The organism is Streptomyces torulosus, assembly GCF_001419765.1.
GTDB classification, from domain to species: domain Bacteria; phylum Actinomycetota; class Actinomycetes; order Streptomycetales; family Streptomycetaceae; genus Streptomyces; species Streptomyces torulosus.
In genome coordinates this window covers 52,229-66,825 of the sequence record NZ_LIRK01000191.1, presented here as the reverse complement: position 1 = coordinate 66,825, position 14,597 = coordinate 52,229, and the positions used below count along the sequence as shown (strand labels likewise).

12 protein-coding genes are annotated in these 14,597 nt (G+C 69.6%); 6 read left to right on the top strand and 6 right to left on the bottom strand.

The window, feature by feature from the left end:
- Positions 1 to 25 precede the first annotated feature (25 nt).
- Together AOK23_RS51390 and AOK23_RS14235 are read left to right on the top strand one after the other, a co-directional pair.
- Positions 26 to 166, top strand: coding sequence for an FMN-binding protein (locus AOK23_RS51390; RefSeq protein WP_079058693.1), 141 nt, complete (start codon positions 26 to 28; stop codon positions 164 to 166).
- Between the two features lie 4 nt (positions 167 to 170).
- Entirely contained in the window at positions 171 to 965 is a 795-nt protein-coding gene (locus AOK23_RS14235; protein ID WP_055536665.1) for an FAD:protein FMN transferase, read from the top strand.
- Positions 966 to 1,132: 167 nt separating this feature from the next.
- On the opposite strand, the gene AOK23_RS14230 is transcribed toward AOK23_RS14235, so the two are convergent.
- The 5 genes from AOK23_RS14230 to argC are packed head-to-tail and all read right to left on the bottom strand — an operon-like array spanning position 1,133 to position 5,966.
- Positions 1,133 to 1,669, bottom strand: coding sequence for an arginine repressor (locus tag AOK23_RS14230; RefSeq protein WP_055536664.1), 537 nt, complete (start codon positions 1,667 to 1,669; stop codon positions 1,133 to 1,135).
- Between the two features lie 19 nt (positions 1,670 to 1,688).
- Positions 1,689 to 2,885 carry an acetylornithine transaminase gene (locus AOK23_RS14225; protein WP_055713081.1) on the bottom strand — a complete coding sequence of 399 codons (1,197 nt, stop codon included), beginning with the start codon at positions 2,883 to 2,885 and terminating at the stop codon, positions 1,689 to 1,691.
- A complete protein-coding gene (gene argB / locus AOK23_RS14220) occupies positions 2,882 to 3,793 on the bottom strand; it encodes an acetylglutamate kinase (protein WP_055520655.1) in 912 nt (303 codons plus the stop codon). The genes AOK23_RS14225 and argB overlap by 4 nt, the downstream gene beginning before the upstream one ends.
- Positions 3,790 to 4,941 carry a bifunctional glutamate N-acetyltransferase/amino-acid acetyltransferase ArgJ gene (gene argJ, locus AOK23_RS14215; RefSeq protein WP_055713080.1) on the bottom strand — a complete coding sequence of 384 codons (1,152 nt, stop codon included), beginning with the start codon at positions 4,939 to 4,941 and terminating at the stop codon, positions 3,790 to 3,792. The genes argB and argJ overlap by 4 nt, the downstream gene beginning before the upstream one ends.
- Positions 4,938 to 5,966 carry an N-acetyl-gamma-glutamyl-phosphate reductase gene (argC, locus tag AOK23_RS14210; protein WP_055713079.1) on the bottom strand — a complete coding sequence of 343 codons (1,029 nt, stop codon included), beginning with the start codon at positions 5,964 to 5,966 and terminating at the stop codon, positions 4,938 to 4,940. Before argC ends, argJ begins: the two co-directional genes overlap by 4 nt.
- A gap of 166 nt (positions 5,967 to 6,132) precedes the next feature.
- On the opposite strand from argC, the gene AOK23_RS49760 reads away from it, so the two are divergent.
- Together AOK23_RS49760 and AOK23_RS49755 are read left to right on the top strand one after the other, a co-directional pair.
- Positions 6,133 to 6,435: a hypothetical protein gene (locus tag AOK23_RS49760; RefSeq protein WP_240496385.1), complete on the top strand. Its 303-nt coding sequence runs from the start codon at positions 6,133 to 6,135 to the stop codon at positions 6,433 to 6,435.
- Positions 6,436 to 6,446: 11 nt separating this feature from the next.
- Complete coding sequence (locus tag AOK23_RS49755; protein ID WP_240496384.1) at positions 6,447 to 6,824, top strand: hypothetical protein; 378 nt, start codon at positions 6,447 to 6,449, stop codon at positions 6,822 to 6,824.
- Between the two features lie 111 nt (positions 6,825 to 6,935).
- On the opposite strand, the gene AOK23_RS14200 is transcribed toward AOK23_RS49755, so the two are convergent.
- Entirely contained in the window at positions 6,936 to 8,147 is a 1,212-nt protein-coding gene (locus AOK23_RS14200) for a cytochrome P450 (RefSeq protein ID WP_157878032.1), read from the bottom strand.
- A 642-nt stretch (positions 8,148 to 8,789) separates the two neighbouring features.
- On the opposite strand from AOK23_RS14200, the gene AOK23_RS14195 reads away from it, so the two are divergent.
- Positions 8,790 to 10,682 (top strand): non-ribosomal peptide synthetase, encoded by a 1,893-nt coding sequence (locus tag AOK23_RS14195; protein ID WP_079049474.1) that lies wholly within the window; start codon positions 8,790 to 8,792, stop codon positions 10,680 to 10,682.
- A 155-nt stretch (positions 10,683 to 10,837) separates the two neighbouring features.
- Positions 10,838 to 14,542, top strand: a complete 3,705-nt coding sequence (locus tag AOK23_RS44945; protein ID WP_157878031.1) for a thioester reductase domain-containing protein — start codon at positions 10,838 to 10,840, stop codon at positions 14,540 to 14,542.
- The last annotated feature ends 55 nt before the right edge of the window (positions 14,543 to 14,597 follow it).

The following is a 14,597-nucleotide window of genomic DNA, read 5'->3' as shown; positions in this document are numbered from 1 at the left end:
GCCCAGCGGCGGCCGCTCCACCCAGATCAGCGGCACCGCGATCCCGAAGCTCAACCAGAACGCCGTCGCGGCAGGGAGCGCCGACATCGATGCTGTCTCAGGTGCCACGTACACCAGCGAGGGGTACAAGAAGTCCGTGCAGTCCGCGCTGGACCAGGCGGGCTGATCCGGTGGCCGAACCCGCCGGGGCCGCCGCGCCCGCCCAGCTGCGGCACGCCGAGGAGGTCATGGGCACCGTCTTCTCCTTCGACGTCCGGGGAGGCGAGCCGGCGGCGATCAGGGCCGCGCTCGACGAGGCGGTGGCCGGGCTGCACACCGTGAACGAGGTGTTCAGCACCTACCGCGAGCAGAGCCAGATCTCCCGGCTGGCGCGGGCGGAGACCACCATCGAGGAGTGCGACCCGGAGGTCGCCGAGGTGCTCGGACTGTGCGCCGAGGCGGAGCGGGTGAGCAACGGCTGGTTCAGCGCGACATACGAGGGCCGCTTCGATCCGACGGGCCTGGTGAAGGGGTGGGCGACCGAACGGGCTGCCCTGCGTCTGGTCGAGGCGGGCGCGGCCGGGGTGAGCGTGAACGGCGGCGGCGACGTCCAGCTGTGCGGTGTGCCCGGCCCCGACCGGCCCTGGCGGGTGGGCGTGGCCGATCCGCTGCGGCCGGGTGGGCTGGCCGCGGTCGTCACCGCGGCGGGCGCGGACCGGTTGGCCGTCGCCACCTCGGGCACGGCCGAACGGGGCGCCCATATCGTCGACCCGCGCACCGGGAAGTCCGCGGTCACGGACCTGGTGTCGGTGACGGTGGTCGCTCCCCGGCTGACCTGGGCGGACTGCTGGGCGACGGCGGCGTTCGCGATGGGCTCGCGGGAGGGTCTGGCCTGGCTGGAGTCCCTGCCGGACGTGGAGGCCCTGCTGATCACGGCGGGCGACGAGGTGCGGTGCACGGGAGGGCTGGCCTCCCGCCTGGGGTGATCCCGGGCCTGCCTTGGGTGCCCGGACTCGCCTGGAGTGACCGCGGCCGGAGTGACCGGGCCGGCAGGAGGTGACGGCACCCGCCGGGGGCGCGGGAAACCGCGTGACCGACCGCGCCCCGTCCGGGAGTCGGCGCCCCCGCGCGTCCTACCGTCCCGCCGTCGCCGTCAGTGGCCGTTCTGGGCCAGCCGCAGCAGGTGGTCCGCGAGCGCCTGCCCGCCCACCGGGTCACGGCTGATCAGCAGCAGCGTGTCGTCGCCGGCGATCGTGCCGAGCACATCGTGGAGTTCCGCCTGGTCGATGGCCGAGGCCAGGAACTGGGCCGCGCCCGGCGGCGTACGGAGCACCACCAGGTTCGCGGACGCCTCCGCGGAGATCAGCAGCTCCGCCGAGAGCCGCCGCATCCGCTCCTCCTTCGCCGACTCGCCGAGCGGCGCCCGGGGCGTACGGAAACCGCCCTCGCTCGGCACCGCGTAGATGAGATCGCCGTCGGTGTTGCGGATCTTCACCGCGTTCAGCTCGTCCAGGTCCCGGGAGAGCGTCGCCTGGGTCACGCTCAGCCCGTCGTCGGACAGCAGCTTCGCCAACTGGCTCTGCGAGCGCACCGGTTGCCGGTTGAGGATGTCCACGATCCGCCGGTGGCGTGCCGTACGGGTCTGCGGCACCGCGGGCCCCGCCTGGTCGTGCTCCTGCGCCTGACTCATCGTCGTCCCATTCCCCGGATCATCCGTCCCCCTTGGTCACGTCCAGGACACCGGGCAGCGCCCGGAGGAAGGCGTCCACCTCGGCGTCACCGATGTTCAGCGCCGGCATGAGCCGTACGACATCGGGGGCGGGCGCGTTCACCAGGAGACCGGCGTCCTGAGCCGCCTGCTGCGCCTGGGGCGCGAGCGGCTCGGTGAGCACGATACCCAGCAGGAGACCCGCGCCACGGACATGGGCGATCAACGGGTGGCCGAGGGACTCGATTCCCTCCCGCAGCCGCTCGCTCTGCCGCTTCACGTTCTCCAGCAGGCCCTCGGCCCGGATGGTCTCCAGGACGGCGAGCCCGGCGGCGCACGCGACGGGGTTGCCGCCGAAGGTAGTGCCGTGGTGGCCGGGCTGCAGGAACTCCGCGGCCCGGCCGAAGGCGACGGTCGCGCCGAGCGGGAGTCCGCCGCCGAGGCCCTTGGCGAGGGTGACGACGTCGGGCAGGACACCTTCGTGGGCCTGGTACTCGAACCAGTGCCCGGTCCGGCCGACGCCGGTCTGCACCTCGTCGAGGACCAGCAGGGACCCGGTGGCCGCGGTGATCGCGCGGGCCGCCTTCAGATAGCCGGGGGGCGGGACGACGACGCCGTTCTCCCCCTGGATCGGCTCGATGATGACGAGCGCCGTCTCCTCGGTGACCGCGGCGGCCAGGGCCTTCGCGTCGCCGTAGGGGACGTGGCTGACGTCGCCGGGCAGCGGGTGGAAGCCGGTCTGCTTGCCGGGCTGGCCGGTCAGGGCGAGGGCGCCCATGGTCCGGCCGTGGAAGCCGCCCGTGGTGGCGACCATGTGGGTCCGCCCGGTCAGCCGGCCGATCTTGAAGGCGCCCTCGTTGGCCTCGGCGCCGGAGTTGCAGAAGAAGACCTTGCCGTCCCGGCCGAAGGCCTCCAGCAGCCGTTCGGCGAGCGCGACGGGCGGCTCGGCGACGAACAGGTTGGAGACATGGCCGAGGGAGGCGATCTGCTTGCTGACGGCCTCGACGACCGCCGGGTGGGCGTGGCCGAGGGCGTTGACCGCGATACCGCCGACGAAGTCCAGGTACTCCTTGCCGTCGGCGTCCCACAGGGTGCTGCCCTCACCGCGGACGAGGGGCAGTCTCGGGGTGCCGTAGTTGTTCATGAGCGAGCCCTGCCACCGCTGGGTCAGCTCTGCGTTGCTCGCGGTCCCGGTCATTCGGCGTCCCCCTCGGTCACGGCGTCGGGCACGACCATCGTGCCGATGCCCTCGTCGGTGAAGATCTCCAGCAGGATCGAGTGCTGGACCCGGCCGTCGATGACGCGGGCGGTGTTGACGCCGCCCCGCACGGCGTGCAGGCAGCCCTCCATCTTCGGCACCATTCCGGAGGACAGCTCCGGCAGGAGCTTCTCCAGCTGGGAAGCGGTGAGGCGGCTGATCACCTCGTCGCTGTTCGGCCAGTCCTCGTAGAGGCCCTCGACATCGGTGAGGACCATGAGGGTCTCGGCGCCCAGCGCGGCAGCGAGTGCCGCAGCCGCCGTATCAGCATTGACGTTGTAGACATGTCCGTCGTCCTCGCTCCGGGCGATCGACGAGACGACCGGGATACGGCCGTCGGCGAGCAGGGCCTCGATCGCGCCCGTGTCGATGTCGGTGATCTCGCCCACCCGCCCGATGTCGACGCGTTCGCCGTCGATCTCCGGCTGGTGCTTGATCGCGGTGATGGTGTGCGCGTCCTCGCCGGTCAGACCGACGGCGAGCGGTCCGTGCTGGTTGAGCAGGCCGACCAGTTCGCGCTGCACCTGCCCGGCGAGCACCATGCGTACGACGTCCATGGCGTCCTCGGTGGTGACGCGCAGTCCGGCCTTGAACTCGCTGACGATGCCGTGCTTGTCGAGGGCGGCGCTGATCTGCGGGCCGCCGCCGTGCACGACGACGACGTTCAGGCCGGCGTGCCGCAGGAAGACGACGTCCTGGGCGAAGGCGGCCTTCAGCTCCTCGTCGATCATGGCGTTGCCGCCGAACTTGATGACGACCGTCTTGCCGTTGTGGCGGGTCAGCCAGGGCAGCGCCTCGATGAGGATCTGGGCCTTGGGGAGGGCGGTGTGTTTCCGCGTGGTGCTCATGAGGAGTAGGCGCTGTTCTCGTGGACGTAGTCGGCGGTGAGGTCGTTGGTCCAGACTGTGGCGGTCTCGGACCCGGCGGCGAGGTCGGCGACGATGTGCACCTCGCGGTAGCGCATGTCGACGTTGTCGCGGTCCTCGCCGACGCCGCCGTTCTTGCAGACCCAGACGCCGTTGATGGCGACGTTCAGCCGGTCCGGCTCGAACGCGGCCTTGGTGGTGCCGATCGCGGACAGCACGCGGCCCCAGTTGGGGTCCTCGCCGTGGAGGGCGCACTTGAGGAGGTTGTTGCGGGCGATGGAGCGGCCCACCTCGACGGCGTCGTCCTCGGTCGCGGCGTTGATCACCTCGATCTTGATGTCCTTGCTGGCGCCCTCGGCGTCCCGGACGAGCTGCTGCCCGAGGTCGTCGCAGACGGCGCGTACGGCCTCGGCGAACTCGGCGTACTCCGGGGTGACACCGGAGGCGCCGGAGGCGAGCAGCAGCACGGTGTCGTTGGTGGACATGCAGCCGTCGGAGTCGACCCGGTCGAAGGTGACCCGGGTGGCCGCCCGGAGGGCCTTGTCGAGGGTCTCGGCGTCGACGTCGGCGTCGGTGGTGAGGACGACGAGCATGGTGGCGAGGCCGGGGGCGAGCATGCCCGCGCCCTTGGCCATGCCGCCGACGGTCCAGCCCTCGCCCTGGGCGACGGACGTCTTGTGCACGGTGTCGGTGGTCTTGATGGCGATGGCGGCCTTCTCGCCGCCGTGCTCGGACAGCTGGGCGGCGGCCGTGTCGACACCGGGGAGCAGCTTGTCCATGGGGAGCAGGACGCCGATGAGGCCGGTGGAGGCGACGGCGACCTCGGCGGCGTTCACACCGAGGACGTCGGCCACCTTCTCGGCGGTCGCGTGCGTGTCCTGGAAGCCCTTGGGGCCCGTACAGGCGTTGGCGCCGCCGGAGTTGAGGACGACGGCGGAGACCTGGCCCCCCTTCAGCACCTGCTCGGACCAGAGCACCGGCGCGGCCTTGACCCGGTTGGAGGTGAAGACGCCCGCGGCGGCGAGGCGGGGCCCGTTGTTGACCACGAGGGCCAGGTCCGGGTTGCCGTTCTCCTTGATCCCGGCGGCGATCCCGGCCGCCGTGAATCCCTGTGCTGCCGTCACGCTCACGGCGCAACTCCGATCGTCGTCAGCCCGGTGGACTCGGGGAGCCCGAGGGCGATGTTCATGCTCTGGACGGCACCGCCCGCGGTGCCCTTGGTGAGGTTGTCGATGGCGCTGATCGCGATGATGCGGCCCGCCGCCTCGTCATACGCGACCTGCACCTGAACGGCGTTGGAACCGTGGACGGACGCCGTGGCCGGCCACTGCCCCTCCGGGAGGAGGTGGACGAAGGGCTCGTCGGCGAAGGCCTTCTCGTACGCGGCGCGCACGGACTCGGCGGTGACGCCCGCCCTGGCCTTGGCGCTGCACGTGGCGAGGATGCCGCGGGACATGGGCGCGAGGGTCGGGGTGAAGGACACGGAGACCTGCTCGCCGGCGACCCCGCCGAGGTTCTGGATCATCTCGGGGGTGTGCCGGTGGCCGCCGCCGACGCCGTACGGGCTCATCGAGCCCATGACCTCGCTGCCGAGCAGGTGCGTCTTGGGGGCCTTGCCGGCGCCGGACGTCCCGGACGCGGCGACGATCACGGCCTCGTTCTCGGCGATGCCCGCCGCGTACGCGGGGAAGAGGGCCAGGGTGGCGGCCGTGGGGTAGCAACCGGGCACCGCGATGCGCTTGGACCCCTCCAGCGCGGCGCGGGCGCCCGGCAGTTCGGGGAGGCCGTAGGGCCAGGTCCCGGCGTGCGCGGAGCCGTAGAACTTCTCCCAGTCGGCCGCGTCCCTCAGCCGGAAGTCGGCGCCCATGTCGATCACGAGAACATCCGGGCCGAGCTGCTCGGCCACGGCGGCGGACTGCCCGTGCGGCAGTGCGAGGAAGACGACGTCGTGTCCGGCGAGGACCTCGGCCGTGGTCTCCTGAAGGACCCGGTCGGCCAGCGGCAGCAGATGCGGCTGGAGGGCGCCGAGGCGCTGGCCCGCGTTCGAGTTGCCGGTCAGGGCGCCGATCTCGACCTCGGGGTGCGCGAGCAGCAGGCGCAGCACTTCGCCGCCCGCATAACCGCTCGCTCCCGCCACCGCTGCACGTACCGCCATGGAAAACCCTCCTCCTGGATGGCATGACTATACGTTTCGCTGCACGTTTATGCAATCAGTGATCGCGGGGGTGGGCGCTTCGCGTCTGCGACGGAGGGACACCGGACTGCGGGATCGGCTGCGGCTCGGGGACGACTGGCCACGTCGGAGGAGTTCGACGTGGCAGGTGGGTGCCGACGAGGTCTGTTTGCCGGTCCGGGATATGGCTCACGTACCGGTGATGCCGTCCCAGCCGGTGCGGGGGTTCACGTGGCGGGCGAAGCAGCGGCACCGCCCCGGCCTGGAGGCGATGGCGTCAGCGGGCGGGAAGCATGGCTTCGAGTCGCTGAAAGTGAGCCTGCTGGTCGCGCTGGACTTCTTGAGGGCATCGGAAGTGCTGTCGCAGCCGTTCCGGCTGGACTTCCGTTCCGGCTGGACTTCGAGCGTGCGGGCGGGCATGCGTGGCACATCCCGGACTTCCTGGCCGTGATCGGCGGTGGGATGTGGTTGCTGGACGTCCGCCCGATGGAGCTGATCAAGGAAGAGGACGCGCTGAAGTTCGCGGCGGCCAGGGAAGTGGCGGCCGCCTCCGGCTGGCGGTACGCGGTGGTCGCGGGCCGGCGGCCGCATGTCTGCAGCGTCCTTGTCCACCTGTCCTCGCGCCGGCGGTCGGCGAGGGACCTTCTCGGCATGCGCGAGCAGCTGCTCACCGCTATCAGCGGGCAGCAGGGGCAGGCGATGACGTTCTCCGAGCTGGCGGAGGCGACCAGCGTGCCTCCCGTCGGCCGGGCGAACATCGTCCGGCTGCTCCGGCACCGCGAGCTCGGCGTTGACCTGGGCAGTCCCTTGCGTCACAGCCCACTGATCTGGGCGGCGTGATGGCAGCGAGGGGGTTCTTGCCGCACCAACGCGAGCTGCTGCTCCGTCAGCGGTAAATGCGCCGACATCATGTCCCAAGGATCTCTCCTTCGGCCGAGGCGAATGCCATATTCAGGCGATTGCCTCAAAAGTGATCGGAAGGGATGCAAGGAAGCGGAAGTTGATGCTTTCGAGCCACTCGGGCTGCGCCACCTCGCACTTCCAGTTGGTGGTCCGACGCAGCAGCGCCCGCAGTGCGACGTCGATCTCGGTGAGAGCCAGTGAGGCGCCCAGGCAGTAGTGGATGCCGTGCCCGAACGACAGGTGATCAGCGGCCGGTCGGGAGACATCCAATATGTCAGGGTCGGCGTAGCGGCGAGGGTCACGATTCCCTGAACCAAGAACCAGGGTCACCGACTGGCCGGCTCGGATCACGTGCTCACCGAGTTCGATGTCGGCGAGCGCCTTCCGAGTGGTGAACTGGACCGAACTGTCGTATCTCATCAGTTCGTTCGTAGCGGGTGTAATCAGCTCAGGATCTCTGCGCAGCCGCTGAGTTTGCTCGTCGTTGTTCAACAGGGCGAGGACCGCGTTCCCGATCAGATGTGTGGTAGTCGCCTGCCCTGCGTCGATGAGCAGCAGGAGGTTGGCGAAGACTTCGTCCTCGGTGTAGTCGGCTGCCCGGAGTTGGGGACTGATCATCCGGCTGAAGAAGTCGTCGGCCGTGCCGTTTCGGCGAGCGATGGCAGTGCGGTCGAAGGATTCCCTCAGTGCCTGTATTCGCGCGTTCTGGGAGTCGGACTGGGTAAAGAACTCATGCAACAGCCCCTGCCAGCTCTCCAGGAGGTGGGTGGCGTCGTCGGATACGCCCGCCAGTTTCGCGATGACGCCACGGCTGAGCGGTTCCGAGAAGTCGTGAATGATGTCCATGCGCCCGCCCGGAAGGACCTTGTCGAGCAGTTCGTCGGCCAACTCCTGGACATGAAAGCGCATTTCCCGGGCGAGGCGGGGAGAAAGGCTCGGCCTGATCAGTCGGCGTAGCCGGGTGTGATGCGGCGGATCATTGAACAGCATCATGTCTGACAGTGTGCGAGCCAGCAGTGCAACATCGCCACGGGCCTGTTCGGGGAGGCTCTCGTAGAAATCCGGGATTCTGGCTACAGAAAAACGCCTGTCCTTCGAGAGATCGAGGATTTCCGGATGGCCGAACACCGCCCAGGTCTGCATCCATTCATCCCATTGCACCGGTGATTTTGTACGTGCCTCGGCATAGAACGAGTATGGCTCCGCCGCATGCTCGGGATCGAGCAGGTGAGAAAGATTCGTCGTATGGAGAGTGCGCATGGAAGATCCTCCAGTCCACCGCATCGAAGAAGTCGAAACCCGGGGCTTCTAGTGGGGGATACAGATCGATAGGAGTCGGCCTTCATTGTTGACTCCGCGTCGAATACTGCAGCCGTCAGGTATCTACGCAAACTCAGCGGCCGCATATCCTTCTTGCTCGTACGCCGGATCCTCCCTTTACGGACCGCCGGATTATGAATAATCTACGGGATTTAAGCACTGCACCCGTGATGGAATATCGAGCAGGCTAGCGATGTCCGCGAGCTGGCGTCAAGCGTCGCCAGCAAAGCACGGTTGACAGTTATTGCGCTCTTCTGGACACATATTGCGGGCCGCCTCGCCGGCCCTTCTTGCGGCATTGACGCTGGGGTGAACGGATGCCAGAGTGAATCCTCTCCCGTCTGGGCGGAGTTCAGTAACCGTCCGATGAGCGTGTACTGCTCATGTTCGCCCACCACTCCTGTCCGTAGGAACGCAGGCTGTTTTCGGGAGTTGATACCGGTAGTACTGCTTGGACACACCGATCTCCATGACGACTCCGACGGCCGCTCGCACGCTGGGGCGGTAAGCCGAGGTCGTCCTTGGCCTGTTGGCACGCCATGAACCGAGCAGCATCAGCCGCGAATTAGTGTGGGAATTTTGATGACCTTGCCAGAACAGAACTTTGTGTCGAACGCTCCACACGAGGAGCTCAGCCCAGTCCATGCAGTCGTGGCCCGGATAGCCGGCAGTGATCCGCTGAGGGTCGCCGTTCGGAGCGGGGGCACCGAGCTGAGCTACGGCGAGCTCGACGCTTGGGCCAGGCGCATCGCGGCGTCTGTCCGTGCGGCAGGTGCGGGCAGAGGCGAGCGAATCGGTGTGCTCGTTGAACCTTCGAACGCGATGATTGCCGCCGCGCTCGGAATCCTGTACGCCGGTGCCGCGTACGTCCCGGCAGACCCGGCCCACCCTGATCAGCGGATCGCTGATGTGTTCGCTGACGCGGGCGTGTCTGCCGTGATCGTCGCAGACGGCACGTCTGGCCGACTGCCCACGCTCACATGCCCGGTCATTCGAGCGGAGGACGCCCGAGAAGGAGAAGAGACCACGGCGGCGGCAGTCGCGGTGACACCCAATGACGCCGCTTACATCATCTACACCTCGGGCAGCACGGGCGAGCCCAAGGGCGTCCTGGTCGAGCACGGCCAGCTGGCCGCTTCCACTTGGGCACGCCGCGCGGTGTATCCCGGCGCTCCAGTCTTCTTGCTTGTGTCCCCCTTGGCCTTCGATTCCTCGGTTGCCGGGGTGTGGGGGACCTTGACCGCGGGGGGATGCTTGGTCGTAGCCGCATCTGATGAAATCCGCGATCCTGAGCGGCTGGCCGGCCTGGTGGAACGCTGGCAAGTGACCCGGCTGCTCTGTGTACCGCTCCTCTACAGCGCACTGCTGGACGCGGCGACACGGCAGGGCAGGCGGCTGGATGCGCTGGATACGGTGATCGTGGCCGGCGAGTCGCCAGCCGAGGCATTGGTGGAACGCCATTTCGCCTTGCTCGGCCGCCGAGTCGCCCTGGTCAATGAGTACGGCCCGACCGAGGCCACTGTGTGGGCCAGCTTCCGCCGTTATGAGGCCCCTGGACCGATATCCATCGGCGGGCCGGTGCCTGGTGTCCGCCTGTACGTGCTGGATGAGGAGCTGGAGCCGGTCCCACGCGGTGTAAGCGGCGAGTTGTTCATCGGCGGCGCAGGGGTGGCTCGAGGATACTTCGGCCGCCCTGAAGCGACTGCCCAGGCTTTCATCGGCGACCCTTTCACCGACGTCGAGGGCGCCAAGATGTACCGCACGGGGGACCTCGCCCGGTGGAACGACGATGGTGAGCTGGAATTCCTCGGCCGCCGCGATCAACAAGTCAAGATCCGTGGTCATCGGATCGAGCTCGGCGCAGTCGAGGCTCATCTGCGTACTGCACCAGGGGTCAGCGACGCCGTCGTGGTGACGAACGCGGAGCGGACCCAGCTTGTCGGGTTCGTCCTGTCGCCTCCTGACATTTCTCCAGAACCAATCCGCGAGCATGTGGCCCGCAGGCTGCCGCAAGCCATGGTTCCGAACTGGATTCACGTGCTTGATCGGTTTCCTGTGACTGTCAACGGAAAAATCGACCGAAAACGCCTTACTGCTCTGGCAGAAACCTATCCGGACTCCCAGGCAGAGGATGTAGCCGCCGCCCCCACGGACGACACGACTGGACGGGTGTCCGCCGCGTGGGCCGAGGTACTGAAGCGGAAAGACGTTCCGATCGAGGTGAATTTCTTCGATCTGGGGGGCCACTCGCTCAAGCTCTTCGAGCTTCAGAACGCCCTTGATCGGCATACGGGAGTTCGGCTCTCGGTTGTTGCTCTGTTCTCGCATACCACGGTGGCGGCGCAGGCAACGCTGATCCGTGACGGCGTGCCCTCGGACGATGGTTCGGCTGTGGTCGGGCGAGCGGCATCGGACAGGCGCGCTCGCGCGCTGCGAGCACGGCGCCAGCGTTTGGAGGGTGGGGAACGGCGGTGACGGTGGAGTTGCCCTGGTTCCGGCGCGACCTCAATCATCCCGTCTTCCAGGCGCGCGGCACCCGAGTGGCGCATCCATTCGCTTCGGGAACCCGCAACGCAGCCAGCTACCCACCGCCCGCCGAGGCCGAGAACGACTTGGGGCTTTCTGGTTCCGTGCCCGCGCACAAGATACCGTCGGCCATCGTTCTCCGCCCCGGGCTGAGCCGGTCGTACACCGCCCCGGACAGCGCGGCCGAGCGGCGCGTGGCCCGGGTGTGGCAGCAGCTGCTGACCCTGGACCGAGTCGGCTTCCACGACAACTTCTTCGACTTGGGCGGCAATTCGATAAGGCTGCCGGCCGTCCTCGCGGCGCTCCAGAACACCCGGAGTACCAGGACTTCATCACCCAGACCGACCGGCCCGGCGCGGCAGCGACCGCCGGGCCGCACTGCACAAGCTCCGTTCCAGGAAGGGCACGACGCGATGACGACCGAGGAAGCCGCACAGCACGACCTTGAGCAAACGGTGGCCGTCGTGGGGATGAGCGGACGCTTCCCCGGCGCCCCCGACCTCGACGCCTACTGGGCCAACCTGCGCGACGGCGTCTGCTCGCTGTCCGAGTTCACCGAGAAGGAACTGCTCGCCGACGGGGCCGACCCGGCCGAGCTGCGCAATCCCGCGTTCGTCCCGGTGGCGGGGCATCTCGCCGACGCGGACCGCTTCGAGGCCGAGCTCTTCGGCTTCAACCGCACCGAGGCGGCCGCCCTGGACCCGCAGCACCGGGTGCTCCTGGAGACCGCCTGGTCGGCGCTGGAGGACGCCGGGTACGCCCCGCTGAACGCACCGCCCCGCACCGGCGTCTACATGGGCGGCAGCTCGACGGACCACGCGCTGGCCGCCGAGATGGACCCGGCGCTCGCCGCGTCGATCGGCGCGCTCCAGATGCGTATCCTCACCGACCGCGAGTTCCTGGCGCCCTGGATCTCTTACCGGCTGGGCCTGGACGGGCCGAGCATGATGGTCCAGACGGCCTGCTCGACCTCGCTGACGGCGGTCCATCTTGCCGTCCAGGCCCTGCTGCTCGGCGAGTGCGACACCGCGCTGGCGGGCGGCGTCGCCATCGGCACCGTGCGCAAAGAGGGCTATGTCTACTACCAGGGCGGGACCTCCTCCCCCGACGGCCGCTGCCGCCCCTTCGACGAGAAGGCGGCCGGCACGGTGCCGGGCAGCGGGGTGGGCGTGCTGGTGCTGCGGCGGCTGGAGGACGCGCTCGCCGACGGCGACCCGGTGCGCGCGGTGATCCGGGGCACGGCCGTCACCAACGACGGGGCCGGCAAGGTCGGCTTCACCGCTCCGGGCGTGAACCGGCAGACGGCCGCGATCACCGAGGCGTGGACGGCGGCGGGGCTGGAGCCGTCGGCGGCGCAGTACCTGGAGGCGCACGGGACCGGGACCGAGCTGGGCGACCGGATCGAACTGGAGGCGGCGAGCGCGGCGTTCACCGCCCGAGCCGGCCTCGACGGCGACGGCGGCGTCGGCATCGCGCTCGGTTCGGTGAAGTCGAACATCGGGCACGCCGACACGGCGGCCGGTGTGGCGGCGCTGATCAAGACGGTCCTGATGCTGGAGCACGCCACCCTGGCCCCGACGGTGAACGTCACGAGCCCGGTCGCCGCCCTGCGGGACTCGCCGCTGCGGCTGGTGACCGAGACCCGTCACTGGCCGCGCAGGCCGGACCTGCCCCGGCTGGCCGGCGTGACGTCGGTCGGCATGGGCGGCACGAATGTGCACGTGGTGGTGCAGGAGGCACCGGCACGCGAGCCGCGCGCGAAGGCCGGCGCCCGCCCGACGGTCCTGCCGCTGTCGGCCCGCACCGAGCATCAACTCGCTCTCGTGGCATCGCGGTTGGCGGCACGTCTGCGCGAGGCCGACGCCCCCGCCATCGCCGATGTCGCGCACACCCTGCGCACCGGCCGGGTCGGGATGCCCGTGCGTGCCTACGTGGTCGCCGCCGGCGTGCTGGAGGCGTCGGACAAGCTCATGGCACTGGCCGAGGGCCACCCGGATCCGGTGCGGGACCCGTCGGGGGAGGCGTGGCTGCGCGGCGAGGAGGTGACCTGGCCGACGCTCGACGGCGAGGTGCGCCGGGTACGGCTCCCGTCGTACCCGTTCGCGGGCGAGAGCTACGGCGCCCTGACGCTGCGCGGCCCGGCCGCTCAGACGCCGGCCGAGAGTGCGGCACCCGCACTGGGGAGCGAACTAGAGTCCTGGGTCGCCGAGTTGGTGATCGAGGCGCTGGACCTCGACGGCCCCGCCGGTCTGGGGAAGACGTACCTCGAGGCGGGCGGCGACTCGCTGACGTCCGTGCATCTGGCCGGACGGCTCCGCGACGAGCTGGCCATCGACGTACCGATCGAACTGTTCCTGGAACCGGTGACGCTCAAGGAGATGACGATCCGCATCGTGGGGATCAAGGAAGGCGGCGAGGGCGCCGGGCACCCTGCTCGCCGAGGTACGGCCGTGCGGCGGCCCACCTTCGCCTCGGTGCACGGCGAGGGCGTGACCGAGGTTCACGCGAAGGACCTCACTCTCGACAAGTTCCTCGACGCACACCTCCTCGCCGACGCCCCCGCGCTGCCCCGCGCCGAGCGGGAGCCGCGCACCGTGCTGCTGACCGGCGCGAACGGCTACCTCGGCCGCTTCCTCGCCCTGGAATGGCTGCGCACCCTCGCGCCGGCCGGCGGCCGGCTGATCGCCCTGGTGCGCGGCAAGGACGCCGCCGCGGCCCGGCAGCGGCTGGACGCGGCCTTCGACAGCGGCGACCCGGAGCTGGTGCGGACGTACGAGGAACTGGCCGCGGTCCATCTCGAGGTCGTGGCGGGTGACATGGCGGATCCGCGGCTCGGCCTGGACGAGGCGGTCTGGGACCGGCTGGCCGACGAGGTCGACCTGATCGTCCACGCCGGTGCGCTGGTGAACCACCTCCTGCCGTACCCGCACCTCTTCGAGGCCAACGTCGTCGGCACCGCCGAACTCGTCCGGCTGGCCCTCACCCGCCGGGCGAAGCCGATCACCTACATCTCCAGCGTCGGGGTCGCCGACTCCTGCCGGCCGGCCCTCGACGAGGACACCGACGTCCGTGTCGCCATACCGGCCCTGAACGTCGACGATGGCTACGCCAACGGGTACGCGACCAGTAAATGGGCCGGCGAAGTGCTGCTGCGGGAGGCGCACGACCTGTGCGGACTGCCGGTCACGACCTTCCGGTCCAGCATGATCCTCGCGCACAGCCGGTACGGCGGACAGCTCAACGTCACCGATGTGTTCAGCCGCCTCCTGTTCAGCGTGCTCGCCACCGGGGTCGCGCCGCGCAGCTTCTACCGTGCGGACGGCGAACGCGCCCACTACGACGGCCTGCCGGTCGACTTCACCGCCACCGCCATGGTGGCGCTGGGGGGCCGCGGCATCTCTGAAGCCCCCTCCGAATACCGGACGTTCAGCCTCGTGAACCCCCACGACGACGGCGTCTCCCTCGACGCCATCGTCGACTGGCTCGCGCAGGACGGCCACGCCATCGAGCGGGTGGACGACTACGCCGAGTGGTACCTGCGGTTCGAGGCAGCGATGCGCGCCCTGCCCGAGGCACAGCGGCAGTACGCGGCGCTGCCCATCCGGCACGCCTACCAGGAGCCCGAGGACCCGGTACCCGGATCCGTCATCCCCTCCGACCGGTTCCGCGCCGCCGTCCGGGCCGGCGCCATCGCCGGGCACGGGGACATCCCGAGCCTCACGCGCGACCTCGTCGCCAAGTACGCCCGGGACCTGAAGAACCTGATGACAGCGGGGCGCCCCATGGCCGGCGGCCACGTCAACCACTGACATGCCGCCCGGGACGCGGGGCCGGGGGTCATCCCCCGTCCCCGGCTCCGCGTCC

Excerpts from the sequence above, each read along its gene's own strand:
- AOK23_RS14230 (WP_055536664.1), bottom strand. The coding sequence starts at position 1,669 with ATGAGTCAGGCGCAGGAGCACGACCAGGCGGGGCCCGCGGTGCCGCAG.
- AOK23_RS14225 (WP_055713081.1), bottom strand. The coding sequence starts at position 2,885 with ATGACCGGGACCGCGAGCAACGCAGAGCTGACCCAGCGGTGGCAGGGC.
- argB (WP_055520655.1), bottom strand. The coding sequence starts at position 3,793 with ATGAGCACCACGCGGAAACACACCGCCCTCCCCAAGGCCCAGATCCTC.
- argC (WP_055713079.1), bottom strand. The coding sequence starts at position 5,966 with ATGGCGGTACGTGCAGCGGTGGCGGGAGCGAGCGGTTATGCGGGCGGC.
- AOK23_RS49755 (WP_240496384.1), top strand. The coding sequence starts at position 6,447 with ATGTGGTTGCTGGACGTCCGCCCGATGGAGCTGATCAAGGAAGAGGAC.
- AOK23_RS14200 (WP_157878032.1), bottom strand. The coding sequence starts at position 8,147 with ATGCGCACTCTCCATACGACGAATCTTTCTCACCTGCTCGATCCCGAG.
- AOK23_RS14195 (WP_079049474.1), top strand. The coding sequence starts at position 8,790 with ATGACCTTGCCAGAACAGAACTTTGTGTCGAACGCTCCACACGAGGAG.